This is a genomic window from Luteolibacter ambystomatis (assembly GCF_018137965.1).
In the GTDB taxonomy this organism is placed as follows: Bacteria; Verrucomicrobiota; Verrucomicrobiia; order Verrucomicrobiales; family Akkermansiaceae; genus Luteolibacter; species Luteolibacter ambystomatis.
The window spans coordinates 4587374-4612421 of the sequence record NZ_CP073100.1; the positions used below are offsets into that span (position 1 = coordinate 4587374).

The 25048-nt window shown below is 62.4% G+C and carries 24 protein-coding genes; 17 read left to right on the forward strand and 7 right to left on the reverse strand.

Annotated elements, in window-relative coordinates; translation table 11 throughout:
- The first annotated feature begins 300 nt into the window (after window positions 1-300).
- The 5 genes from KBB96_RS17755 to KBB96_RS17775 all read left to right on the forward strand — a co-directional run bounded on the left by KBB96_RS17755 (window position 301) and on the right by KBB96_RS17775 (window position 5500).
- Entirely contained in the window at window positions 301-1011 is a 711-nt protein-coding gene (locus KBB96_RS17755) for a YebC/PmpR family DNA-binding transcriptional regulator (RefSeq protein WP_211630832.1), read from the forward strand.
- 130 nt (window positions 1012-1141) lie between these two features.
- Window positions 1142-1783 (forward strand): endonuclease III, encoded by a 642-nt coding sequence (nth, locus tag KBB96_RS17760; RefSeq protein ID WP_211630833.1) that lies wholly within the window; start codon window positions 1142-1144, stop codon window positions 1781-1783.
- Window positions 1784-1793: 10 nt separating this feature from the next.
- Entirely contained in the window at window positions 1794-3626 is a 1833-nt protein-coding gene (locus KBB96_RS17765; RefSeq protein ID WP_211630834.1) for a tetratricopeptide repeat protein, read from the forward strand.
- Window positions 3623-4558, forward strand: a complete 936-nt coding sequence (locus KBB96_RS17770) for a Mul1B family putative transporter subunit (RefSeq protein ID WP_211630835.1) — start codon at window positions 3623-3625, stop codon at window positions 4556-4558. The genes KBB96_RS17765 and KBB96_RS17770 overlap by 4 nt, the downstream gene beginning before the upstream one ends.
- A 42-nt stretch (window positions 4559-4600) precedes the next feature.
- Entirely contained in the window at window positions 4601-5500 is a 900-nt protein-coding gene (locus KBB96_RS17775; protein WP_211630836.1) for a tyrosine recombinase XerC, read from the forward strand.
- 77 nt (window positions 5501-5577) lie between these two features.
- Here KBB96_RS17775 and KBB96_RS17780 read toward each other — a convergent pair whose 3' ends face one another.
- Window positions 5578-6378 (reverse strand): TorF family putative porin, encoded by an 801-nt coding sequence (locus KBB96_RS17780; RefSeq protein ID WP_211630837.1) that lies wholly within the window; start codon window positions 6376-6378, stop codon window positions 5578-5580.
- 239 nt (window positions 6379-6617) lie between these two features.
- Window positions 6618-7436 (reverse strand): TorF family putative porin, encoded by an 819-nt coding sequence (locus KBB96_RS17785; RefSeq protein WP_211630838.1) that lies wholly within the window; start codon window positions 7434-7436, stop codon window positions 6618-6620.
- A gap of 366 nt (window positions 7437-7802) precedes the next feature.
- On the opposite strand from KBB96_RS17785, the gene KBB96_RS17790 reads away from it, so the two are divergent.
- The 7 genes from KBB96_RS17790 to KBB96_RS17820 all read left to right on the forward strand — a co-directional run bounded on the left by KBB96_RS17790 (window position 7803) and on the right by KBB96_RS17820 (window position 13601).
- A complete protein-coding gene (locus KBB96_RS17790; RefSeq protein ID WP_211630839.1) occupies window positions 7803-9338 on the forward strand; it encodes an ammonium transporter in 1536 nt (511 codons plus the stop codon).
- Between the two features lie 99 nt (window positions 9339-9437).
- The gene (locus tag KBB96_RS17795) at window positions 9438-9884 is read left to right on the forward strand and encodes a hypothetical protein (protein WP_211630840.1); all 447 of its coding nucleotides are present in this window, start codon (window positions 9438-9440) and stop codon (window positions 9882-9884) included.
- Between the two features lie 4 nt (window positions 9885-9888).
- The gene (locus KBB96_RS17800; protein WP_211630841.1) at window positions 9889-10626 is read left to right on the forward strand and encodes a type III pantothenate kinase; all 738 of its coding nucleotides are present in this window, start codon (window positions 9889-9891) and stop codon (window positions 10624-10626) included.
- Between the two features lie 89 nt (window positions 10627-10715).
- Entirely contained in the window at window positions 10716-11669 is a 954-nt protein-coding gene (locus tag KBB96_RS17805; RefSeq protein ID WP_211630842.1) for an ROK family protein, read from the forward strand.
- A gap of 76 nt (window positions 11670-11745) precedes the next feature.
- Window positions 11746-12786: a recombinase RecA gene (recA, locus tag KBB96_RS17810; protein WP_211630843.1), complete on the forward strand. Its 1041-nt coding sequence runs from the start codon at window positions 11746-11748 to the stop codon at window positions 12784-12786.
- A 154-nt stretch (window positions 12787-12940) separates the two neighbouring features.
- Window positions 12941-13195, forward strand: coding sequence for a DUF2164 domain-containing protein (locus KBB96_RS17815; RefSeq protein ID WP_211630844.1), 255 nt, complete (start codon window positions 12941-12943; stop codon window positions 13193-13195).
- A gap of 94 nt (window positions 13196-13289) precedes the next feature.
- Window positions 13290-13601, forward strand: a complete 312-nt coding sequence (locus KBB96_RS17820) for a hypothetical protein (protein WP_211630845.1) — start codon at window positions 13290-13292, stop codon at window positions 13599-13601.
- A 157-nt stretch (window positions 13602-13758) separates the two neighbouring features.
- On the opposite strand, the gene KBB96_RS17825 is transcribed toward KBB96_RS17820, so the two are convergent.
- The 5 genes from KBB96_RS17825 to rpe all read right to left on the reverse strand — a co-directional run bounded on the left by KBB96_RS17825 (window position 13759) and on the right by rpe (window position 20738).
- Entirely contained in the window at window positions 13759-15237 is a 1479-nt protein-coding gene (locus tag KBB96_RS17825; protein ID WP_211630846.1) for a DUF1501 domain-containing protein, read from the reverse strand.
- A gap of 74 nt (window positions 15238-15311) precedes the next feature.
- The gene (locus KBB96_RS17830; RefSeq protein WP_211630847.1) at window positions 15312-18179 is read right to left on the reverse strand and encodes a PSD1 and planctomycete cytochrome C domain-containing protein; all 2868 of its coding nucleotides are present in this window, start codon (window positions 18177-18179) and stop codon (window positions 15312-15314) included.
- On the reverse strand, window positions 18176-19477 hold the full coding sequence (locus KBB96_RS17835) for a discoidin domain-containing protein (RefSeq protein ID WP_211630848.1): 1302 nt from the start codon (window positions 19475-19477) through the stop codon (window positions 18176-18178). The genes KBB96_RS17830 and KBB96_RS17835 overlap by 4 nt, the downstream gene beginning before the upstream one ends.
- On the reverse strand, window positions 19474-20004 hold the full coding sequence (locus KBB96_RS17840) for a sigma-70 family RNA polymerase sigma factor (protein WP_211630849.1): 531 nt from the start codon (window positions 20002-20004) through the stop codon (window positions 19474-19476). Before KBB96_RS17840 ends, KBB96_RS17835 begins: the two co-directional genes overlap by 4 nt.
- Window positions 20005-20069: 65 nt before the next feature.
- Window positions 20070-20738 (reverse strand): ribulose-phosphate 3-epimerase, encoded by a 669-nt coding sequence (gene rpe / locus KBB96_RS17845; protein ID WP_226373579.1) that lies wholly within the window; start codon window positions 20736-20738, stop codon window positions 20070-20072.
- Between the two features lie 286 nt (window positions 20739-21024).
- Between rpe and KBB96_RS21215 the strand changes: the two genes are divergently transcribed.
- The 5 genes from KBB96_RS21215 (at window position 21025) to KBB96_RS17865 (ending at window position 24916) form a co-directional block, all read left to right on the forward strand.
- Window positions 21025-21147, forward strand: a complete 123-nt coding sequence (locus tag KBB96_RS21215; RefSeq protein ID WP_264176977.1) for a hypothetical protein — start codon at window positions 21025-21027, stop codon at window positions 21145-21147.
- Window positions 21148-21184: 37 nt separating this feature from the next.
- Window positions 21185-21328, forward strand: a complete 144-nt coding sequence (locus KBB96_RS17850; protein WP_211630851.1) for an entericidin A/B family lipoprotein — start codon at window positions 21185-21187, stop codon at window positions 21326-21328.
- A gap of 6 nt (window positions 21329-21334) precedes the next feature.
- Window positions 21335-21835, forward strand: coding sequence for a PA2169 family four-helix-bundle protein (locus KBB96_RS17855; protein ID WP_211630852.1), 501 nt, complete (start codon window positions 21335-21337; stop codon window positions 21833-21835).
- Between the two features lie 90 nt (window positions 21836-21925).
- The gene (locus tag KBB96_RS17860) at window positions 21926-23977 is read left to right on the forward strand and encodes a hypothetical protein (protein ID WP_211630853.1); all 2052 of its coding nucleotides are present in this window, start codon (window positions 21926-21928) and stop codon (window positions 23975-23977) included.
- A gap of 21 nt (window positions 23978-23998) precedes the next feature.
- Window positions 23999-24916: a hypothetical protein gene (locus KBB96_RS17865; protein ID WP_211630854.1), complete on the forward strand. Its 918-nt coding sequence runs from the start codon at window positions 23999-24001 to the stop codon at window positions 24914-24916.
- Window positions 24917-25048 lie beyond the last annotated feature (132 nt).

The following is a 25048-nucleotide window of genomic DNA, read 5'->3' on the forward strand; positions in this document are numbered from 1 at the left end:
TTTCCGTAAGTCTTAATGGATGAATGGTAAATGGCGAATTCTCTTCCTTTGAGCAAAGGGCGGAAATGACCACGGATTGCACGGATTCAACGGATCGAATGAAGAGCTGGACCGCAGATGACACTGATGATGCAGATTGAAGAGGTGGATTTATTCAAATCTGCGAAATCAGCGTCATCTGCGGTCCCATCTCTCTTTCTCAAAAATCCGTGGTCAAAATCCCATGTGCTTACTCCTGCATCCCGCCTTGCCCTCGGCGTCCGGCTGGCTTGAATTGGGGCCGAACCACCGTCCACGACCATGGGAAGAGCCTTTGAATGCCGACGCCGCGCCAAGGAAGCACGCTGGGACACGATGTCTCGGGTGTTCCCGAAGCTTTCCAAAGCCATCACCATGGCCGCGAAGAACGGCGGCCCGGACCCGGCGGGCAATGCCCCGCTGCGCATGGCCATCGCCAATGCCAAGGCCCAGAACCTGCCGAAGGACAAGATCGACGCCGCCATCAAGCGCGCCGCCGGCAATGACGCTGCGGACATCGTGGAAGTCTACTACGAGGGCAAGGGCCCGCACGGCAGCCTGTTCTACATCGAGTGCGCCACGGACAACACCAACCGCTCGGTGGTGAACCTCAAGACCATCTTCAACAAGAACGGCGGCCAGATCGTGCAGAGCGGCCAGCTCGACTTCATGTTCAACCGCAAGGCGGTGGTGGAGTTCGAGGTCACGCCGGACATGAATCTTGAGGAAATCGAGTTCGCCCTGATCGACAGCGGTCTGGAGGAACTCAATGTCGAGGACGGCCTCGCCCGCGCGATCGCCCCCTACACGGAATTCTCCGCTTTGACCCAGGGCGTCGAAGGCCTCGGCATCGCCACCAAGAAAGCCGGCCTGGAGCGCATCCCGACCACTCCGGTGGAACTCACCGAGGCCCAGATGGACGAGGTGCAGGTGATTCTCGACAAGGTCGAGGATGACGACGACGTGCAGGTGGTGTTCACCAACATTGCCTGATCGGACCGATCAGGTATTGCCGGGGACGCGGACTGGAATCGTGTCCCCGGACAGCCGCTTGCGGAGTACGCCGGGCTTTTTCACGCTCTTTCCTTTGCCTCCGGCCCCGTTCGCGTGGAATGCTCCCGCCATGACGAAACCGGAGCGTGCCGCCCACGTGTCCCGCCGCTTGGAAGAGTTGTATCCGGAAACCCCGATTCCGCTCGACCACACGGACTCCTTCACGCTGCTGATCGCGGTGCTGCTGTCCGCGCAGTGTACGGACGTGCGGGTCAATCAGATCACGCCAGCCTTGTTCGCCCGCGCGAACACACCGCAGGCGATGATGAAGGTGCCGGAGGAAGAGATCCGTGAGATCATCCGTCCGTGTGGCCTTTCGCCGCAGAAATCATCCGCGATTTCGCGGCTGTCCCGCATTCTCGTGGAGGAGCACGGCGGCGGGGTGCCCGCGGATTTCGATGCCTTGGAGGCGCTGCCGGGTGTGGGCCACAAGACCGCCTCGGTGGTGATGTCCCAGGCTTTCGGCGTGCCCGCCTTTCCGGTCGATACGCACATCCACCGGCTGGCGAAGAGATGGAAACTGAGCTCCGGGAAAAACGTGGTCCAGACCGAGCGCGATCTGAAGAAGCTCTTCCCGCGCGATCGTTGGAACAAACTCCACCTCCAGATCATTTTCTACGGCCGCGAATACTGCTCCGCCCGCGGTTGTGATGGCACCAAGTGCCCGATCTGCCGCGAATTGTCCGAACGGAAGACGCCTGCGAAATCGTAACTCTCCTTCCATGTCATCTCCGCGATCCGTTTTGATCCCGTGTGCCGTCGCCGCCCTGATGGTGACGGTGCCAGCACGTGGAGCGGAGGACGCCGATCTGGGCAAGCTCGTCACCGAAGGCCTCGCGGCGATGGATGCCGAGAAATGGGACCAGGCCCTGCCCCTGATGATGAAGGCGGCGGATACCTACGACAAGGATGCGGCGAAGTTGTATGGCGCGCAGTTCGGAGTCGTCTGGTACCGGCGAGGGATCTGTGAATTGCAGATGCGGCGCTGGCAGGATGCGATGCGTTCGTTCGAGCGTTGTTATCAAGGTTATCCGAACACGCCGGAAGATCGTGGCAATCTTTACTACAAGAAGGCGCTGCTGAAATGGGGGGATGCGGCGGTCGGGGCGGGGGACTGGGATCTTGCGACCCGGATGTATCAGAAGTTCCTCGAAGAGCGGGACAAGGTTGCCGATTCGTTTCCGCAGGGGATGTTCCACATCAATCTGGCGGTCAGCCATCTGAAGCTGGGACATCTGCCGGAGGGCGGGGAGAATCTTGAGATCGCGCTGCGCAACAAGAACGTATTTCCGACTCCGGATGCCGCGTTGGTCACCGGCTTCCAGGAACTGGTGGCCGCGTCGATCAAGGAGAAGAGCGAGCAGGTGCTCATCGACTTCCTCACCAAGAACCGCGCCGATCTCACCTTCGCACCGGCGGATGCGGCCGCCTATGAACGCAGTTATCTGAAGCTGGCCGCGGATGTGACCGCGGCCGGGTTCACCCGCGCGGCTTTCGCCATCTATCAACTGGTGCCGGATACGGCGGTGGCGGTGGATGATTTGAAGGCTGCGATCGCCGCGCTTTCATCCCGGCCCGGAGTGGTCGATGACGGCCGTCTCGTGGATCGCGCGCGCATGCAGGCGGATCTGGCGAGGCTGGAGGAAGAACGTCGCGGTGGCCAGCCGGTGGAGGCGGTGAGATTGGCGGGCATCGCGCTCCTGCATGAGAAGGCGGGCAACCTCCGCGGAGCTTGTGCCGCGTATGAGCAACTGGAGCGTTACTACGAACGCTCCGCGAACCGGGAGGAGAATCTTTTCAATCTGGTGCGCACCGCTTCGCTCATCGGCGAGGGCATGAAGGCGGACACCTACGGCCGGAAGTTCATCGCCGCTTTTCCACGCTCCACCCATGCGCCGGAAATAAGGAAGACGCTGCTTTCCACTTTGTTCGCGGAGGGCCGTTACGAGCGTTGTATCGAGCTGGCGGAACCGCTGCTGGGCACCGTGGAAGCTGGCGGCGCGGAGCATGACCTGTGCCTGCATGTGCTTGGTGGCTCGCTCTATTACACCGGCCAGCATGCGAAGGCACGGCCGCTGTTGGACGATCATGTGGCGAAGTATCCGCGCAGCCGCTTCGCCCTTGAAGCGTTGTTCATGCAGGCCTCGAACCGCGCGCGATTGCAGGATTGGCCGAAGGCGGCGGAGTTGCTGGATGGCGTGCTCGCGAAGTGCGATCAAGCGCCGGGCAATCCATTCACCTCCTATGCGCTTTATGACCGCGCCTGCTGTCATGCGGCCCTGCAGGAAAGCGCGCCCGCTTTGAATCTGGTCGCCCGGTTGGAGAAGGAGTTCCCGGAAGCGGACAATCTCGACGAAGTGATGAACCTGAAGGGGGCATTGCTACTGGCCGCCAACGATTTTTCCGGAGCGGGAGCCGCCTATAAGAAGGCCGGAGAACTGGCAGGCAGCCGCGAGCATGCGGCGGTGGAGGAGGAGTCGAAGGCTGGCCTCGCACGTCTTCGCGAAATGCAGGCGAAGAAGAAATCCGAAGGAGAAGGGAGGCCGAAGCGATGAGACGGTTCCTTGGCCGGGTGCTGCTGTTCTGGCTCGTGAGTGCGGGAATGCTTCACGCGGAACCTTCCGCTCCCGCGCCGCAGGCAGCGGTGCGTGCTTATCTCATTTCCGAAAAAGGCGAGTTCCAGGAGGTGTGGATGATCGCCGCAGGAGACGGCATTTATCATTGCCGTGAGGCGGAGAAATCGGCGGTCGTGAAGGACGTGCCCGCCGCAGGGGTGAAGTCGGTGTATTTCTTCCAGCCCGCGGCTTTGAAGGATGCGATGGAGTTATACCGCGGTCGCAAATACAAGGAAGCCCGGGAGAGCTTCGCTGCGGTGAAAGCGGCCTATCAGGCGATCCATGGAGTGCCGGAGAATCCATCGGTCATCGCCGGGTTTTATGAACTCGAATGCCTGCGCCAGATGGATGATCCCGAGGCGTTGGCCAAGGCGCTGCAGGCCTACCGCAGTGATGGATTGATCCGCGATTGCCAGCTCCGCCAGATGGAAATCCACGTGTTTTGGGACGCGATGCGTTCGAAAAATTGGGAGAAGCTCGACGCGATGGCCATCGAACGCGCTGGCGAAGAACTGCCCGGCTACCAGCGTGCGCAGATTTCCTACTGCCATGGCGTGGCTCTGGAGAATCTCGGAAAACCCATCGAGGCTCTGGATGCCTACAATACGGCGATGACCGCGGACGGCGGTGCTTCTGAAACGGTGGCGCGCCAGGCGGCGCTCAACGCGCTGCGGATTTATAAAGCGGATCCGGATGTGCAGACTGCGATCCGGAGATGGGGGTCGGAGGATGAGAGCCGCGATGTGCCGGGTCGCCAGCGATTGCTGGAGGCCGCCGCCTTGGCCCGTTTGTTCGAGGAAACCCTGGGCGCGGGCCAGCCACTACCGGGACCGTACAAGGAGTTTCTCAAATATGGGGCCGGCTCTCCCTGAGTGGCGCCATTGTGCTTGGAGCTTTTTCGTGGAAGCGCTTCAATGCAGGTGATGGCGGACGATCTGGCCGATGATTTCCTCCGGTTCATGGAGACCGAGAAAAGCGCGTCACCGCTGACCCGCCGGAACTATCACGAAGCGCTCGGCGCGTTCATGACCTGGCGCGGTGAGGCCTTCGCCGGATGGAAGGAGTGTACCACCGATGACTTCCGCGCATATCTCTTCGCGCTGATGAAGCAGGATTTCAAGCGCGCCACCATCCGGCTGCGGTTTGCGGCGCTGCGGTCCTTTTACAAGTTTCTCGTGCATCGCCACGGCCTGGCTTCCAGTCCGGTGGCGGTGGTCGAGCTACCGAAGCCGGAGCGTTCCCTGCCGGTCGTGTTGAACCTCGCGCAGATGGAAGAGTTGTTGGAATTGCCAAAGAAGTTGCCGCTTCCCAAACAAAGCGCGGCATGGATTCCGGCGCGGGACACGGCCATCCTCGAGTTGTTCTATTCCTGTGGACTGCGCATTTCGGAACTCACCGGCCTGGATGTGGGCGATGTGGATTTCGTTTCCGGAACCGCGCGCGTGACGGGCAAGGGGGCGAAGGAACGGATCGTGCCGGTGGGAGGCCTCGCGATGACGGCGATCCAACAGTACCGCCAGCAGGCGGGTGTGTCAGAAGGGCCGCTGTTCGTCAGCAAGGTCCGCGCCCGCATCACCCAGCAGGCGATCGACCAACTGCTGAAGAAGTATCTCAAGCACAGCTCGATTCCCTTCCGCATCAGCCCGCACAAGCTACGCCATACCTTTGCCACGCACCTGTTGGATGCCGGAGCGGACCTGCGGTCGGTGCAGACGTTGCTCGGTCATGCCTCCCTTTCCACCACGCAGATCTACACCCACGTGACGAAGGAGCGCCTGCGAAAGGCCTATGACGACGCTCATCCGCGGGCATGAGAAATCAAAAAGGCGGCCGCTTCCGCGACCGCCTTTTGAAAGGATGTCCGGTGCGGCACCAAGCCGCACCAGCCGGATCAGAACGACACGGAGGCCTTCACACCACCGAAGAAGTGGTTGGTCTCGCCCGGAGGCGTGCCGATGATGCTCTGGAGCTTGTTGTTGCCAGCGACGGTGTCGAGGCCATCGAGTTCGACGGAGTAGGCGACGTACGGGCTGATGGTGAAGGTGTCGGTGACTTTCACGTTCAGGGTGAGCGACGGGGTGACGTGCGCCCACTCGCTTTCCTCGACGTAGTAACCGGCCTTCACGGACGCGACGAGATCGACGCAGTCGTGGAGCTTGAAGGTCTTGTCGAGGCCCAGTTCGCTGTAGCCGGCGTTGTCGGTCTCGATGTCCCAGTAGTAGGTCAGCGAGCCGTTGATGCCCCAGTAGATTTCACGGCCGACGCTGAAGTAGATTTCCTGGGCGTCGTCGCGGAGCTTGATGTCACCTTGCGGGATGGCGACGTTGTTTTCAGCGTAGTGGTACCAGATGTAGCCCACCGTCGCGGTCAGGAAGCCGAAGTCCTTCGAGACGGACCCGTACACGTCGAGCTCGCTGTAGTGGTCCGGAATACCGACCGGGCCGAGGTTGAAGAGGTCGCTGTTTTCGATGGAGCCGTACCACAGGCCGCCGGCGAACTTCAGGCCGAGGTATTCGGTGGAGGCGTCGATACCGGCTTCGGCGAGACCGCTGCCTTGGTCGGAGCCACGGAAGATGTAGTCCGAGCTGTAGCCGATGTGGATGTTTCCTTCCACTTCAGCGGAGGCGTGACCGGCCACGAGGGCGGAAGCTGCGGCCAGGGCGCCGATGGTTTTGCGATAGTTGCGCATCATGGTTTTCGATTTCTGGATCGGTTTCAGGGGATGGCAGCGGCGAGCGGATGCTCCCGTGGATACCATCCGTAATTTCAAGCAACCACCGTGCCAACCGCTTTCAGAATCGCCCGAATCCTGTTAGCATATGGCGAAAAAACGTCCCGACTAGCCCCATGCGGGCACGAAAAAGGGGCGGCTGCCTGAGCAACCGCCCCTGAAGTGTTTTTGTCCGCGGCCCGGAGGCTGCGGTCAGGTGATTAGAACTTCACCGAGAGCTTCACGCCACCGTAGAAGTGGTTGGTTTCGCCCGGAGGGAAGTTGCCACCGCTGACGGCGTTGGCGATCGCCTGGATCTTGTTGTTGCCATAGACGTTGGCAAGCTCGTCACCTTCGATGGAGTAGGCAACATACGGGCTGACGGTGAAGGTGTCGGTGACCTTCACGTTCAGGGTGAGCTGCGGGGTGACATGGGCGAAGCCGCCTTCTTCGATGAAGTAGCCGGTCTTCACGCCAGCGACGAGATCGACGCAGTCGTGGAGCTTGAAGGTCTTGTCGAGGGCGAGCTCGGTGTAGCCACCGTTGTCACCTTCCACGGCCCAGTAATAGGTGAGGGAGCCGTTGATACCCCAGTAGATCTCGCGGCTGAGGCCGAAGTAGATTTCCGTGGAGTCGTCGCGGAGCTTGATGTCACCCTGCGGGATGGCGATGTTGTTTTCGGCGTAGTGGTACCAGATCGCACCCACGAACGCGGTGGCAAAGCCGAAGTCCTTGGAGACTTCACCGTACACGTCGAGTTCGCTGTAGTGGTCCGGGATACCGATCGGGCCGAGGTTGAACAGGTCGCTGTTCTCGATGGAGCCGTACCAGAGGCCGCCCGAGAAGGTCAGGCCCTGCCACTCGGTGGAAACGTCCGCGCCGGCTTCGGCGAGGCCGCTGCCCTGGTCGGAACCACGGAAGATGTAGTCCGAGCTGTAGCCGATGTGGAGTTCGCCTTCGACTTCCGCCGAGGCATAGCCGGCCACGAGGGCGGAGGCTGCGGCCAGGGCGCCAATGGTTTTGCGATAGTTGCGCATCATGGTTTCTGTTTTCGGTTGCTGGTGTCTTTCCTGACCGGACCGCAGGGCGGAGTGATAGGAAAAGCATTTGGGGTGAGCATTCCGCAGCCTGTTGGCCTCGGGACGCCGACCTTCCGGGCGAGTTATTTAACTCTTCTTGAAGATCTTGTCCAGAGAGAAACGGGGCGGAATGCGGTCCGCTGCCCTCAGTTTTAAAAGGCGGAAGAGTTCGTTGGCAAGGGGAGAATCGGCCTTTTTTGTTGGAGAAAGGGATGGCTCCGGAGTGTCGGTGGGAACTTGGCACGGTGGATGCTTTTGCCGATCTGCCGCCCCGGGGATGTGGATGCCCGCGGTCCCCGGCGAACCATCCGACCAACCCTGACTATCATGATCCTAACAAGATTCCGAAAACTGTCGGCCGTCATCGCCGCGGCGATCGCGTTTGCAACCGTGCCGTTGGCGACTCCGGCCCACGCGGAGGAACCTGCTGCCACTCCGGCCGCCGCAGCTTCGGCAGCCCCTGCCGCCGCTTCTGCCGAACCCGCGTCCGCAGACGACGTCAAGGACATCCATGCCTACTTCAACAACGTGGCTCCCTCGGCGACCGGCAAGCTCAACGGGATTGCTGGTCCGGGCCACAATGCCTTCCTCATGATCTGCGCGGCCTTGGTGCTGTTCATGACGCTACCCGGTCTTGCGCTGTTCTATGGCGGTCTGGTGCGTAGCAAGAACGTCCTCTCCATCTGTGCCCAGTGTCTCGGCATCGCCGGTCTGGTCACCATCATGTGGTGGGCCTTCGGCTACAGCTTGATCTTCGGTACGAACTTCAAGAGCCCGTTCATCGGTGGTTCCGAATACTTCTTCCTGAAGGATGTGGGTGCCGCGCCTAACACGACCTACGCCGCCTGGCCCTCCCAGAGCGTGTTCTGCATGTATCAGCTCATGTTCGCCATCATCACTCCGGCCCTGATCATTGGCGCCGTGGCGGAGCGCATGAAGTTCAAGGCCATCATGGTGTTCGTCGCCCTCTGGATGGTCGTGGTTTACTTCCCGATGGCCCACATGGTCTGGGGTGGCACCGGCCTGATGAACGGCGTGTGGAATGCCGACGCCAAGATTACCGCGATCGACTTCGCAGGCGGCACCGTGGTTCACATGACCTCCGGTTGGTCCGCCCTCATCCTCTGCCTGATCCTCGGCAAGCGCCTGGGCTTTGGTAAGGACAAGATGTCCCCGCACAGCATGGTGCTCTGCATGGTCGGCACCGGCATGCTCTGGGTCGGCTGGTATGGCTTCAACGCCGGCTCCGCTCTTGCTGCCGATGGCGTTGCGGCCAATGCCTTCATGACCACGACCCTGGCCGCCGCCACCGCGGGCTTCGTGTGGGCCCTGATCGAAGGTGTCCACCGCGGCAAGCCGAGCGTCCTCGGATTCTGCTCGGGTGTCGTCGCCGGTCTCGTCGTGATCACCCCGGCCTGCGGTTTCGTCACTGCCAATGGTGCGATGATCATCGGCCTCCTTGCCGGTCTCATCCCCTACATCTTCGTCACCATCTTGAAGGGCAAGTTCGGCTATGACGATGCTCTCGACACCTTCGGCGTCCACGCCGTTGGCGGCACCCTCGGTGCCATCGTCACCGGCTTCCTCGCTTCCAGCGACGCGAACGCCAACCTGCTCCTGCCTGACTATGCCGGCAAGAACGGCCTCGCTGTCGCCGACGCTGCCGGCAAGCTGGTCCTGAACAAGTCCGGCCTTATCACCGGCCAGTTCATCGCCATCGGCATCACCCTGGCCATCTCCATCATCGCGACCATCGTGATCGCCCTGATCGTGAAGGCCGTCGTGGGTCTCCGCCCGACGGCGGAAGAGGAAAGCATGGGCCTCGACCTCGCCGACCACGGCGAGGAAGGCTACGAGCACTGATTCCTTCCCTAACGAACCTCCCCTGTCGAAGGGCGGGCCGGTCCTCCGGTCCGCCCTTTTCATTTGCATGCGGCGGCGCTTCCCGCTCCCGTCGTGGTCGTGAAGCGTCGGCCCACCCGCATCCTGCTCGTCCTGCTCGTGCTCGCCTCCCTCTTCGCAGGCTGGGCGTGGCTGCGGCCCTATGCCTGGAATGCCGATCCGGGCGCGCGCTTCAAGATCGCCCAGGCGCAGCTCAAGCGGGATCATTCCTACTACTGGCTCGATCTGATGTTGGAGCGGAAGGGGGATGCACCTCATGATGATACGAAGCCGGTGACACTGCGTACCGCCTCCGGCCGCGTGGTGGAACCGGCGGACACCACGCTGTCCGGCAAGGACGGCGCGCAGCCCTCGCAACTGTGGCTGAAATTCTGGCTGGAATCCGGAGATCTCGATGGACCGCTGGAACTGAAACTCAATGACGGCACCCTGTCCGTGAAATCGACCCCGGGCGTTCCCGCCGTTTCCCCGGGCCAGCCGAAGCTTTTCCTCACGAACCGCTGGTAACGCCATGCCCTGGCTCCTCGTCGACAACTCCAACACCCGCACCAAGTTCGCGCTCGGGGATGCCTCCGGCTTGCTGGAATGGCGCGGCACCCTCGCCACGCCTGAGATCAGTGTGGAGACGGTGGCGGAACTGTTGGACGGCGTTTCCTTCGATGCCGCATTGGTCGGGTCCGTGGTTCCGGCAAAGCGTGTGATCCTTGCGGAAGTGCTCGGCCGCCACGCGCCCGTTCATCTGTTGGGGCCGGAAAGCCCGCTCGGTCTCGGGATCGATTATCCAAAGCCGGAGCAAATCGGCGCGGATCGTCTGGCGAACGCCGTCGGCGTGGTTCACCGCCACCGTGCCCCGGCCATCGTGATCGATTTCGGCACCGCCGTGACTTTCGATGTGGTGGATGCCTCTCCGGCGTGGGTCGGTGGCGTGATCGCTCCGGGTCTGGGCTCGATGAGCGAGTATCTCACCCGCCGCACCGCGCTGCTGCCGGTGGTGGAACTCGCGGAACCGCCATCCGCCATCGGCAAATCCACCGTCCATGCGATGCAGGCGGGAGCCGTCTATGGCTATCGCGGGCTGGTGAAGGAGATCCTCGCGAAGTTGCGGGAGGAACTTCCGGGCGATCCCGCCATCATCGCCACCGGCGGGGATGCCGCGCTCATTGCCGCCGGCGTGCCGGAGATTCAGGCGGTGGACGCGGACATCACGCTCGATGGTCTGCGCCACGTCGCCGCTGCGGTGTTCCGTTGAGATTTCCATCGCGGAATCGCGGTTCTGTTGGGCCGGGTGGCACTTGATACTTGGAAGTTTTCGCGTCGCCGATAGGTCTGATGCACTCTATGAGCGACACCCCCTTGGCCATCGGCATCGACTTCGGCGGCACCTCCGTGAAGACCGGTGTGGTTTTCCGCGGCAACGTCATCGACCACGCCCCGCCGATCTCCACCCAGGACTTTGACGAGCCGGAGGATCTCATCGATGCGATGGTCCGTGTGATCGAGGATCTGCGCTCCCGCCATTCGCACATCGCTGCCATCGGCGTGGGCATGCCGGGCTTCGTCGATTTCGACCGGGGTGTCGTTTACAACCTCACCAACGTCCGCGGCTGGGTGGAGATCCCGCTGAAGGCGAAGCTGGAGGAAAAGACCGGCCTGCCCGCCGTTGTCGAAAACGATGCCAACTGCATGGCCTATGCCGAGTGGAAGCGCGGCGCGGGCCGCGGTCTGAAGCACCTCGTTTGTCTCACGCTCGGTACCGGTGTCGGCGGCGGCATCATTGCGAACGGCCAGATGGTCCGCGGTGCCCGCCACGGCGCCGGGGAAGTCGGACAGACCTCCATCGACTACCGGGGCCGCCGCGGTGCTTACGGCAATCTCGGCGCGCTGGAAGATTACGTCGGAAACAACGAGATCACCAACACCGCCGTGGAGGCCTACCACGCCGCGGGTACGCACAAGTCCGCCGAGGATTGCACCCCTGCCGGCCTCGCTTCCGCCGCTCATGCGGGCGATCCCATCGCGCTCCAGATCTGGGACGACGTGGGGGAAAAGCTCGCCTGCACCATCATGAACTGCTGCTGGCTGCTCAATCCGGAAGCGATCATCATCGGCGGTGGTGTGGCACGTGCCGGAGACCTCGTCTTCGGCCCCATGACCAGCCACCTCTACGCCCAGCTTTCCGCGCCGTTCAAGGACCACCTCATGATCCTTCCGGCCCGCTTTGGCAATGAGGCCGGGATGATCGGAGCCGCCGCGCTGGCGCTTGAGCAGGCAGGGTTCCCGGTCGAGCCCTGAGTAGCAAAAGGCTCTTTTTTGTTCAACCGAACATCTTTTTGCTTGTTCAGGCGGCGATCGTCGTTAGGGTGCCGTCATGCCTGCCAAGACCGTATCAGAAGAGCCTGCCACCGACAAACTTGCCGAGGCCCGCAGGCGGAACCTCGATCTCGCGATTTCCAGCATCCAGAAGGAATTCGGTGAATCCGCGATCATGCGGATGGGCGACGGCCACCGTGTGGATGTGGATGTCATCCCGACTGGGAACCTGCTGATCGACCGCGCGCTCGGCGTTGGCGGTTTCCCCCGCGGCCGCATCATTGAGGTGTTCGGCCCCGAGTCTTCCGGTAAGACCACCCTTACCCTCACCGCGATTGCCCAGGCTCAGAAGAAGGGCGGGCTGGCGGCCTTCATCGATGTCGAGCACGCGCTCGATCCCCAGTATGCCCGCAAGCTGGGTGTGAATCTGGACGATCTGCTCGTCTCCCAGCCTTCCTCCGGTGAAGAAGCCCTCCAGATCTGCGAGGCGCTCGTCCGCTCGAACGCCATTGATGTCATCGTGCTCGACTCCGTCGCCGCGCTCGTCACCAAGCAGGAACTCGAAGGCGAGATCGGCGACTCCACCGTGGGCACCCAGGCCCGCCTGATGAGCGCCGCCATGCGCAAGCTCACCGGCCTCATCGCCAAGGCCCGCACCGTCTGCATCTTCACCAACCAGATCCGCGAGAAGATCGGCGTGATGTTCGGCAATCCGGAAACCACCCCCGGCGGTCGCGCGCTCAAGTTCTTCGCCTCCGTCCGCGTGGACATCCGCCGCATCGGCCAGATCAAGGCCACCGATGGCACCGTCACCGGCAACCGTACCAAGATCAAGGTGGTGAAGAACAAGGTCGCGCCGCCCTTCACCGAGTGCGAGTTCGACATCATGTATGCGGAGGGCATCTCCTCCACCGGCTCGCTGCTCGATCTGGCCTTGGAAATGGACATCATCCAGAAGCGCGGCTCGTGGTTCGCCTACAACGGTGCCCAGCTTGCCCAGGGCCGTGATGCGGCGAAGGAAGCCCTCAAGGCCGATGAGGCCCTCTACACAGAACTTTCCGAAAAGGTCCGCGAGAAGCTCGACGCGGCCAAGAAGTAACAGGTCACGGCAGTCGTTCGCCGTTGGTGTTGGAAGCGCGGGTTGAAAGACCCGCGCTTCTTTTCATGACTGGGAGCTCCAAGGAGTAGGGACATTCTTGTCCTGTTCTCTTTGCTTCAACTTTTCGTCGTTCCCGCAGCTTCATCCCGATCCCATGTCTCTCAAGCTCCCTTCCTCTGAACGAAAAGACGTCCTCCGTTCCCTCGGCCGCTATTTCACCGAGGAACTTGATACTGATCTCGGCGACATGCAGGCCGGCCTCCTGCTCGACTACATCCTCAAGGAGATCGCCCCACTCGCCTACAACCAGGGAGTCGAGGACGCCCGCCGGTTTTTGTCCGACAAGATGGAGGATCTCTCCGCCTCCTGCTTTGAACACGGCCTGACGTATTGGGACAAGAAGCGCTGAGTGGCCAGGAGCATGCGATGGAAAACGGGCCACCGCTTTCCAATGGGAGAGACGCCTGATGCGCGATAGAAGAAGCGCGTCAGGAGGCATCAGGATGAATGACTACGGGGTTGTGTTGATGGTTGTCGTCTTGATCGCAGCGATCATCCATTGGTGTTGGCGCCTTTCGCGGGCACGGACACTTTTGGAAGAATGGGCGGATTCAAGTGGTTTCCGGTTGTTGGAAAGCGAGAAGCGCGACTTCTTCAAGGGGCCTTTCTTCTGGGGATCGTCCAAATTGCAGGTGGTTTACAGGATCACGGTTTGTGATCGCAGTGGCAGGGAGAGGCAAGGTTGGGTTCGTTGCGGGGACTGGTTCTTCGGATTGATGGGCAGCCAAGTGGAAGTGAAATGGGATGATGAATGAATCGGGTGAACGAGTGACTTTTGTGGCGGTGTAGCTCTGAAGTAGTGAAAGCATTACTGTTTGCGCATCGGTGCAGCGGACGACTCCTGGTCGTAACTTGGAATCGTGAGGAGCGGTCAACCGTTCCCACTCACAAGCAGGAATGCTTACGCTACCTCTATGCCAGCACGCCGGTCACCACCCTCGCCGGTTTCACGCCGGTGAGCTTTTGGTCGAGCCCTTGGAAGGGGAAGACCAGCTTCTTGTGATCGAAGCCGAGCAGGTGGAGCATGGTGGCGTGGAAGTCGCGGATGTGCACCGGGTCCTTCGCGGCGCTGTAGCCGACGGGATCGGTCTCGCCGTAGGTGAAGCCGGGCTTCACGCCCGCACCCGCCATCCACAGCGTGAACGCTCCGGGGTTGTGATCGCGGCCGACGAACTGGTTCGTCGTGCCGCCGCGGTTCTCCTGCATCGGCGTGCGGCCGAACTCTCCGCTCCACACGACCAGCGTGTCTTCCAGCAAACCACGTTGTTCCAGATCGGCCAGCAGCGCGGCGATCGGCTTGTCGATATCGCGGCACTTCTTGATGAAGCCATCATTGATCGCCTCGCTGGCGTTCGAGCCGTGTGAGTCCCAGCCCCAGTCGAAGAGCTGGATGTAACGCGTGCCGGCCTCCGCGAGACGGCGGGCGAGCAGGCAGTTGTTTGCGAAGGATTCCTTGCCCGGCTGGGTGCCGTACATCTCGTGGATGTGCGCGGGCTCCTTGGAGATGTCCATCACCTCCGGCACCGAGACCTGCATCCGGAAGGCCATCTCATACTGGGCGATGCGGGTAAGCGTTTCCGGATCGTTGAATTCGGAGTGCGTCTGGCGATCGAGTTGGTCGAGGGCATCCAGCGCGGTGCGGCGGATGTCACGGCTCACACCGGGAGGGTTCGCGGCATTGAGCACCGGCTCGCCGCTGGAGCGGCACTGCACTCCCTGATACACGGATGGCAGGAAACCGGAGCCCCAGATCGAGGCGCCCACGCGCGGAATGCGGCCGCCGGAGATCAGCACCATGAAGCCCGGCAGGTTGCGGTTGTCGCTGCCGAGGCCCCACGTCACCCAGGATCCGATGGATGGATAGCCGAGGTTCTGATTGCCGGTGTGGACGAGCAGCTCGGCCGGGCCGTGGTTGAACTGGTCGGTCTGCATCGTCTTGATGAAGCAGAGCTTGTCCGCGTGGCGCGAGAGGTTCGGCAGGCGGTCCGAGAACCACGCGCCGGACTGGCCGTATTGTTTGAACTCGAACTGCGGGCCGAGCATCTTTGGCACGCCTTGGATGAAGGCGAAGCGCTTGCCCTCCAGGAATTCCCGCGGGCATTCCTGACCGTTGAGCCGCTTGAGGTCCGGCTTGAAATCGAAGAGGTCGAGCTGGCTCGGCGCGCCGACCATGTGGAGGAAGATCACCCGCTTGGCCTTCGGTGCAAGCAGCGGCGCGAGCGTGGCGAGAGGATTGTCGGCATCGCGCAGGATCGCCGGTTTGCCCGCCGCCTTCGCCAGCCCCTGGGTGGCCAGCCACATGCCGCCGAGACCGGTGGTGCAGTCGCGCAGGAAGTGGCGGCGCGTCACCTGCTGGAGCCGGTCGTGCTGGATCTTTTCGAAGAGGTTCATGGCGGGAAGGAGTTGAGGCTTCAGGATTTTTTAGCCGCAAAGAGGCGCAAGATTCGCAAAAGGAAGAGGGCGAATCATCTCACCATCGCCTCATCGAGGTTCAGAAGAACGGATGAGGTCACGTTGTAGGCGGCGGCTTCCGGTGTGACTCCGGCCTTGGGATCGGGCGTGGCGGTGAAACGTTCGGTGAGCGTGCGATGCAGCTTCACCAGTTGGTCGAGCCGTTGTGGCGCGACGTTGCGGGAGGTGGTGAACTGGTAACCGGCGGCGAGCTTCGCGCGGTCATCACCGGGCGTGTCCTGGATCCGCTTGGCCAAGGCACGGGTGCATTCGTCGAACGCGGGATCGTTCAGCACGGTCAGCGCCTGCAGCGGCGTGTTCGAGACGATGCGGCGCTTGCTGCACAGTTCGCGCGTGGGTGCGTCGAAGGTGGAGAAGGTTGGGTAGGGAATACTGCGCTTCCAGTAGGTATACACCGAGCGGCGGTAGCGGCCGGCATCCCCTTCCTTCGGTGTCATCCAGGGATCGGTGACGAAAGGCTTCCATACTCCGGGAGGCAATGGTGGAAACGCAGGGCTGCCGAGTTTCTGGCTGGAAAGCAATCCCGACAAGGCGAGAGCGTTGTCGCGTGCCATCTCCGCGGTGAGGCGCTGGCGCGGGCCGCGGGAGAGCAGGCGGTTCGATTGGTCGCGTTCGTTCATGCCGGGTGCGATGACCGCGCTCTGGCGGTAGGTGGCGCTGGTGGCGATCTCGCGCAACAGGCGTTTCATGCTCCACTTCATGTCAGTCTCGAAGCGCACCGCGAGATCATCGAGCAATTCGGGATGTGAGGGCTTCATACCGGAAGAACCGAAGTCCTCCGCCGTTTCCACGATGCCGGTGCCGAAGAGTTCCAGCCAGAAGCGGTTCACCGCCACACGCGCGGTGAGCGGATTGTCCGTGGAGGTGAGCCAGCGGGCGAGGCCGAGGCGGTTCGGCGGCGCGTCCTTCGGCATTCGTGGGAAGATCGCGGGCACGTCCGGCTTCCCGATGAGCGCGCCCTTGTCCAGCCAGTTGCCGCGCACGAAGACATGCGTTTCGCGGCGGGCGGCGGGTTCCACATCGCGCATCACCGGCACGGTGGTGGTGGGGATGGCGTCGAGCTTCTTGTCCGCGTCGATGAGGGTCTGGCGCAGCGCGACCACATCCGGGCGTGTCAGGAGGTTCGTCCATGCCGGATCGCTGGTGGTGGCGAGGCGTCCGCGCTTTGACACCATCGGGAAGCTGGAGATGATCGTGCCGCCATTGGCGAGCGTGACCTGCACCTTGTCGCCGTTCGTCAGCACGATGGGAAGTTGCGGGATCACCACGCACCAGCGGGTACGGTCGATCTTGCTGTAAGGGCCCCAGCCCTGCTTGCCCTTGAGCGAGTTCTCCGGATCGAACAGCGGATGTTCCTCGTCTCCGATCAAACGCGCCAGCGGCACCGGCCGCGCGGGCGTGCCATCGGCGAGCAGGACGCTCACCTCGACCCGTTTGAGGAACGATCCCCATTCCGGCGTGAGGCGGGCCTTCGCTTCATCCAGTGGCAGCAGTTCCAGGCGCAGGGCGGTCAGCGCCGGAGAATCCGCCGCGGCGGGAAACACCAACGTGTGTACCGAATTGCTCGCTACATTCCCCTCGGTGCGGAATTCGGAGTAACCGCTCTGCACCACGGTCTTGAGCTTCGTGCCCCTGCCGGTGGCGGTCATCTCCTTCACGGGGGCCCAGCGGGTGGCGGTATTCAATTTACCATGGATCTCGTACAAATCGGACTCGGCCTTCGAGATTGCGGCTTCGTATTGTCCGGCCTCGGCATGTTTCGTGCGGTCGATCGGCACCCGCATCACCGGAAGGTTCTCGGTGAGATCCCAATCCCGCGTCTGGTTGAAGAAGTCGGAGAATTTGTAGTACTCGTCGTGTTGGATCGGATCGTAGGGATGACTGTGGCACTGCACGCAGCCGAAGGTCTGGCCTTGGAAGACCTCCCAGGTCGTATTTACCCGGTCGAGCACGGCGGCCACGCGGAACTCCTCGTCATCCGTGCCGCCCTCGTCGTTCGATTGGCTGAGACGCTGGAAGGTGGTGGCGATCTGTTGATCGAGCGTCGGATTCGGCAGCAGGTCGCCCGCGAGTTGTTCGGTGGCGAAGCGATCGAACGGCATGTCGCCGTTGAAGGCTTCGATCAACCAATCGCGATATTTCCACACATCGCGGCGGCGGTCGAGACCGAGGCCTTCCGAATCGGCATAGCGCGCGACATCCATCCACACCGAGGCCCAGCGTTCACCGAAAGCAGGCGATGCCAGCAACCGGTCCACCTGCTTTTCATAGGCGTCCGGCGTGGTGTCTTTCTGGAAAGTATCCAACTCAGCGGGCGAAGGCGGCAGACCGATGAGATCGAGCGAGGCGCGGCGCAGCAGGGCGGCACGATCCGCTTCCGCCGAAGGCTTCAGCTTCTCGGTGTCGAGACGTGCGAGCACGAAGGCATCAATGGGATTGCGACACCATGCGGCATTCGAGACGGCGGGTGCGGGATGACGCTCCGGCTTCACGAACGACCAGTGTTCTCCCCACTTCGCGCCTTCCTTCACCCATTGGGTCAGCGTCGCGATTTCCTTGTCCGGCAGACGCGGACCGTGCTCGGGCTTCGGCATCACGTCGTCCGGATCGTGGGTCACGATGCGGCGGATCATTTCCGAGGCATCCGGATTCCCCGGCACCACCACCGGCTTTCCGGACTCGCCCTTGCCCAGCACCTTGTCGCGATAGACGAACGATACGTGGCCGGCTTCCTTCACGCCGCCATGGCACGCGGTACACTTGGCGTTGAGGATGGGCTGCACGTCGCGCGCGAAATCGATCTCGCCTTGGCAGACGAGCGGCACGAGCGCGGGGAGGAGAAACGCCAGGGGGAACTTCATTCGGAAAAGATGCGGATTTCGTTCAAGCCGCCGCCTTGATTCTCATGATCGGCCGGGCGCTTCGGGTGACGATAGTGGTCGGTCACGACCACCTTCACGTAGCGGGCCTGCACGGGCGTGAAGGAGAAGTCATGGAACGGAAACGGTCCGCTCGCGGTGGGATCGATGCGTGGAAGCGATCCCTGCGTCGCTGCGGTGAAGTGGACGTTGTCCTCGGACACCAGCGCGATGAAAGCGGCGGTGCCGCGGTCGTTGATGCGGCGGTTGCCGGTGTTCTGCAGCGAAATGCGACCGACCGTCTGTACGGATTCGAGATCTACGGTGAACTCCCCATTCTCACCATTCGGAGCGAGCCAGAACGACCAATCGCCGGGTACGCCGGTGTCATCGGTGCGACCGTCGGTGAGGTTCTCCGGTGGGAAGACCGAGCCGTGCGGGCGGATGCAATAGCCCGGGCTCATGACCGGCTTGCCGAGCGCAAGGTTGCGGCGGTCGGACACGGAAGCGCTGGCGGGCAGGATCTTCGGCACGGTGACCGGATCGGTATCGAGCGAGCTCAGCAAACGCGGACCGGCGGGATCCTGGAGCAGCACACGGGCATCGCCGCGATAGAGGCGCGGCTTGCCCGCCACGGCGTCCACCTGCACCTCGCCCTCATACACTTCGGTGAGGATGACCGGCTGCGTCCCATCGCTGCCCACGGCCAGCCCGAAACGCGTGCCAAGATCGACGAAGCGTCCTCCCGGTGTGTCCACGCGGAATCCCTGCGCCCCCTCCGGCGCATGCACGGAGGCGCGGCCATGGAGCACGGTCAGGGCCTCCGATTTATCGAGCTGGAAGCGGCACGGCCCTTCCAGTGTGACATGGGCACCACTGGGATAAGAAAGCTCCGCCACACCGCGGACCAATTCCAAGGGCGTGGAGGCGGGCAGGCGGTCGTTTGCGGCCAGCGAGATCGAGCCACCCCACTGCACGTCATAGGCGGAGACGATCCGGGCGCGCGGTCCGGGCTTGTGGAAATAAAGCGCGGTGGCAGTGCCGAGCAATGCCACGGCAGCCGCGGCGGAGAGATTGCGGACCCAGGTGCGGCGTGCGGAAGGCATTGCCACCACCTTCAGAGTTTCCGGCTGGGCGGCCGCGCGGCGTGTCAATGAGGAGTGGATCGAGGTGGAGCGGCGGTAGCGGTCGCGAGCGTCCTTCGAGGCCAGCAGCAACTCGTTCAATTCGGCGCGGGTGGCGTCGTCGAGCGTGCCATCGAACAGGCACTGGATCAGATGATCGAGACGGTCCGGGTTCATGACAGGGCGGAGGGACCGAGTTTCCGCTCGATGCAGTCCTCGAGCGTCTTGCGGATGCGGAGCAGCAGCACGGACAGAGCGCCGGGAGTTTTCTCGCGGGCCCGCGCCAGATCCTGCACGGAGGCACCGGGTTCGTAGCGGGCGAGGATCAGCTCGCGGTGCTGGCGTGGGAGCTGGTTGAGGCAACCTTCCAGCGCTTCTTGCACCGGGCTGGTGTGGTCGTGCGGCGAATGCTCATCCGCGAGCATCTCCACGAGCTGGTCATTGAAGACATGCCGGTCGCGGCCGGCATCGCGGCGGGCGGCCATCACCTGATGGCGGGCCACACCGAATGCCCAGGCGAGGAAGGGGCGCTCCGGATCGTAATCCGCGGCCTTCCGCCACAGCACGAGATTGGTCTCCTGCAGCACGTCCTCCGCCAGACTGCGGTCCGGCAGCAGGGATAGGATGTAGCGATGCAGGGCGGCCTGGTGGCTGGCGATCCAGCCGACCATGCGTTCCTCGGGATTTCTCGGGCGTTCCGTCATCAGGGCTTCCGGTAACCTTTACCGCAAGCCCGCCTGATCTTACGCCTAAATCCTCAGTGAGATGATCACGCCGAGCGGATTTCCGCCACGGCGTAGGCCATGTCCGGCGCGCGGAAGGTGGAGGAACCTGCCACCATCGCGTTCGCGCCCGCTTGGCCGCAGAGGGCCGCAGTGCGGGCGTCGATGCCGCCGTCCACCTCGATGTGATACGCCAGCCCGTGTTCGGCACGGTACTTCGCCGCCGCTTCGATTTTCGGCAGGACTTCCGACATGAACGCTTGGCCGCCGAATCCCGGCACTACCGTCATGCACAGCAGCAGGTCGATCTGCTTGAGATAGGGGATGGCCGCCTCGAACGGCGTCGCCGGATTGAGCGCCAGACCGGCTTGGCAACCGGCGTCCCGGATGCGGCCGAGGGTGTCGCAGACATCGTGATCCGCCTCGACATGGACGGTGATCAGGTCCGCTCCCGCCGCCACAAAGCGCGGCAGGTAGTGGTCCGGCCGGGAAATCATCAGGTGGACGTCCAGGAAGATGTCATTGGTCTCATGGACCGTCTGGACCATCGCCGGGCCGAAGGAAATGTTGTCCACGAAGTGGCCGTCCATCACGTCGAGATGCAGCCAGTCGGCCCCGGCGTGGATGGCGCGGGTGACTTCCTCACGGACACGCGAAAAATCCGCCGCCAGCAAGGACGGCGCCACCACCCGGTCGTGGAACGTTCTTTGGATCACGCGGAGAGAGAAGCGGCGGAGCCGGAAACTGCCAAGCCACAAGTGGACGGCAATTTTTCATGGGCGGAGCGCCCGCGGCTCATGTGGGCCGGCGGATCGGTGCACCACGCACCTCCGCGGCGGAATTTTGCACCCTCCGGGGGTCTCAAATATCCCATGCATTTTGCGAAAAACGACAACGAGCCATTTGATTTCAGCGGATTGCGGTTCCATGGTGCCGGATGGCCCGGTGATTGCGATGGGGGTGCCAAGAGATTCGATCTCGATTGCACAACCCGAAACGATCATGAAAAAGACTCGCACACCTCTCCGCGCCGGCCATTCGCACGAACACGCTGGTCTCATCAACTACCTCGCCCTGATGCACGCCATCTCCCATCCGGAGCCGGCTGAAGCAGGCGGGCATTGAGCGGAGGGGGCCTCAACCCCGTCCGTATCCAAATCAAATGAAACCGTCCCTTCGTTCCCTTCTCAAGATCGCCCTCGCTGCCCTTGCCGGAGCCGCCCTCAGTTCCTGCGGTACCGTCGCTGGCTTCGGCCACGATGTTCACAAGGCCGGGCGTGCGATCGAACGCACCGCCAACAGTTGAACTTCCATGAACACCACCGTCGCCGAGCCTTCCGCCAAATCCCCTGATGCCACCGAAGTCCGGGCGAGCCGGATGCTCGGCGATCTGATCCGTGTGTGCCGTGATGGCGAGGACTTCCATCGCTCGGCCGCCGAGCGTTGCGTGTCCGATTCGATGAGGGCCCACCTCATGGAGCGCTCGCATCAGCGAGCGGGTTTCGTGGCGGCGCTGCAAACTTTACAGCGCCGTCACGGGGGGGATTCCGTCCGGGAAAGCGGCTCCGTGGCGGCAGCACACCGGACTTGGAATGAAATGCGGGACGCTTTCTCCCCCATCACGGATGAGGCGATTCTCTCCGACTTGGACGCCGCCGAAGCCTCGGCGATCCAAGGCTATCGCAACATTCTCAATGATTTTCCGGCCGGACTCTACCCTGCGGACGCGGCGGTGATTGCCTTCCACCTGCGGGAAATCGGTCGCTCGCGCGACAGCCTCCGGGCGCTGCAAACTGCCAATTTGGCTGGCTGAAATCCCCGATTGGAAAGAGGCGTGAAACGGTTAACGTAGCGGCGTTTTTTGCGCTCTATGTACTCCGTCTTGTCCCGATCCGCCGTGGTCATGATTCTGGCATCCACCGCCCATGGTGCGGTGGACCTGAACAATGAAGCCGCCCTGCAGACCACCGCGACCACACCGCAAGGTCGTCATGAACTGGCGGTGGCGGAACTGAAACGGATCGCGGGTCCGGAGCTGGACAAGATGAGCGGTGTCTCGGACACCCGCTGGTTTGCCCAGGATCTGCTGGCCTCCAAGGAGCGGATGGCGGATCTGATGTTGTCCGGTCCGTTGGAGAATCCGGCGAAATCGCTGCGCATTCTTGCCGCGATCTGGAAAATGGATCCGAAAGGCGTGGCGGACCGCCGCGAACAGACCACTGCGGCAGCCGTGGCGCTGATGTTCGCCAAGGACAAGTGGCCGGAGGATCGTGCCTTGGATCGCTACAAGTATTACCGCGATTCGCGGGTGGCGGGAAAACTCCACCCGCAGTTCGATACCTTCGACACATGGGAGAAACGCTTCGTCGTTTCCGGCGGCCAGAATGGCGGATGGTCGGACAATGGTGCCGCCTGGGGTGACGACTCGCTGGTGTGGCTGCGTGACAACGTGAAGCTCACCGCGAAGGAATACACCGGCGCATGCTGGCAGGCTCCTTACAAGCTGAACAATCTCTTCGGCGATTCCATCCACGGCGCGAATTACTACGCGCCTTTTAAGAACGAGATCCACGCCGAGCGTGTACGCGATGTCGGTGGTGTTTGTGGATCGCTGTCCCACTACGGGGCGAATGCGGCGCGTGCCAACGGTCTGCCCGCGACGACGATGGGCGAGCCCGGCCATTGCGCGTACACGGTACGTGTTGCGCGTGGCGATTGGGAACCGGCCTATTCACTTTCCTGGCAACGCGGTCTTCACATCAGCCTGTGGGGCACCACCTGGACCCAGCTCGTCCTTCAGGAAAAGATTTTCGACGACAAGGCATCCTACGACCGCTGCATGGCCCACGTCTGGCAGGCGCGTGCCTTGAAGAGCAAGAACCCCGTGCTCGCCGAGCTGGCCTATCAGGCGGCTTTGGAAACCCAGCCGATCAACTACCCCGTGTGGTGCGAATCGGTGGAGTTCCTCCGGGATGTCCGCAAGCCGGATGCACAGGCTTGGGAGATCATCGGCAAGTCCGTGGGAGCTGCCCTGGCTGCTTATCCGGAAGCCGCTTGGGACGTGCTGTCCCGCATCGACGAAGCCGCATTCAAGGCGCTGCCTGCCGACCGGCGGATGGCGTTCTTCCTGAAGTATCACGAGCAGATCGCGAAGCAGGAGGGCCCGGCGATGTGGGAATACGAGAAAGCGCTCGACGATCAGGCGAAGGCCCTCGGCGGCGATCCCAAGCAGGAGCTTGTGTTCTTCGAGAAGGTGCTGGCGATCCAGTCCGCATCGAAGTCGTGGTTCGCCCCGACCATCGCGTGGGGACAGAAACGTTTTGCGGCCGATGGCGGATCCACGAATGCGTTCTTCGCCGCGCTGGGCCGGGTTTTCTCATCGGCTGCCTCCGGCGCGAACCAAGATGGACTGAAGAGCGCGCTCGGGCCCGCGATCCTCGCGGCGGAAGCGGCTGGCAATGTGGATGCCTTCCAATCGCTCGGCCGGGCCGGGCGTTCGTTTTCGAAGAGTGCTCCGCTGAAAGCGGAACCCTTCCCCGGTGACTTGCTATCTTCCGGCGGCATCCTGAAAATATCCTCCACCTGCCAGTGGGATCATCCGGAAAACCACTGGGGTATCCTGGAGGAAGACGGCGGCTCGTTCCACACCGACAAGCAGGTCCGGCCGAATGTCGTGGCCCGTCTCGGCAAACTCGGCGACCTCAGCGGCATCGTGATTCTCGGCAGCGACTACGGCCAGAACGGCAGCCGTCAGATGCCATTGAAGATCTCGGTATCCGAGGATGGATCGACCTGGCATGAGGTTTTCCGCACCACCGAGCAACAGGGCCCGTGGCGCATCCCGCTCTCCGGCAAGGCAACGCGGGTCCAGTATGTGAAAGCGGAGCGCGATGACGATCGCACCGAGTTCTTCCACCTCGCGGGCATCCGCGTTTACGGCCGCCGCCTCCAATAAACCTCCACCACCATTCCGATCATGATGCGTTCTTTCATCGGCGGCCTGTGCGTGGCCGCATGCCTTTCCACCGCCTTCGGCCAGCGTGTGGCGGATTTCACCGCCGCGCTTGAGCAGGCAAAGGGTTCCAAGGCGGATATCGCCGTGTTCATCCATGGTTCCGATTGGAACCGCCCGGGTGAAGCGGCGGCGAAGATCTGGAACGATCCTCGTTTCCTCAGCGGGATCGGTTCCGATGTGCTGCTGATGGACATCGACCGCAAGGAAGCTCCCACTGATGCCGACAAGGCTCTGGCGAAGCGCAACGAGAAGGGCAATGCGGATGTCCGCAGCGTGCCGGCGGTGGTGGTGTTCGATTGCGAGGGCCGCATGGTCGGTTCGCTTGCCGGCACCGCCGAAATCGATGCCGCGGGAGGGCTCATTCCAGCCACCAAGAAGCTGCTTGCGACCCGCCGCGAACGTGATGATTTTTGGAAAACCGCCGCGGGTGCTTCCGGCATGATGAAAGCCGGACGTCTTGGCCAAGGCCTCGACCGCATGAACCTCGGCCTCGGGCCGAAGGGCGCTTACAAGCCGGTGTTCGAAGAGATGAAGAAGGCGGACCCGGAGGACAAATCCGGCTACATCGCCAAGTATTCGTTCTCCGGCGAGAAGCTCGTGGATCTCGCCTTGGGCAAGGCGGAGAAGAAGGAGTTCACCGATGCCGAGAAGGAACTCGACAAGTGGTCGGCCAATCCACGGCTCTCACCGAAGCAGAAGCAGGAAGTGGAAGCCGCGCGCTTCGCGCTCTACCAGCGCTGGCCGGAGAAAAAGGACAAGGTCCGTCCGACACTGGAGAAGATGCGCGACGTTGATCCGAAGTCGGAACTTGGCCAGGCCGCGGCGAACTACATCGAGATGCTCTTCAAGGAAAAGAAGAAGGGCGATCCGCAGGCGTGAGAGTTTTTCTTCGTAGCCGGATTGGTCACAATTCGGGCGGGGAGGACGAACCATCCAAGTGATGGCGTCCCTATCAAAAAGACATGCCCGCACGATCTTCCCGCATTCAAGTCGCAGGAAACTTCGCCAATC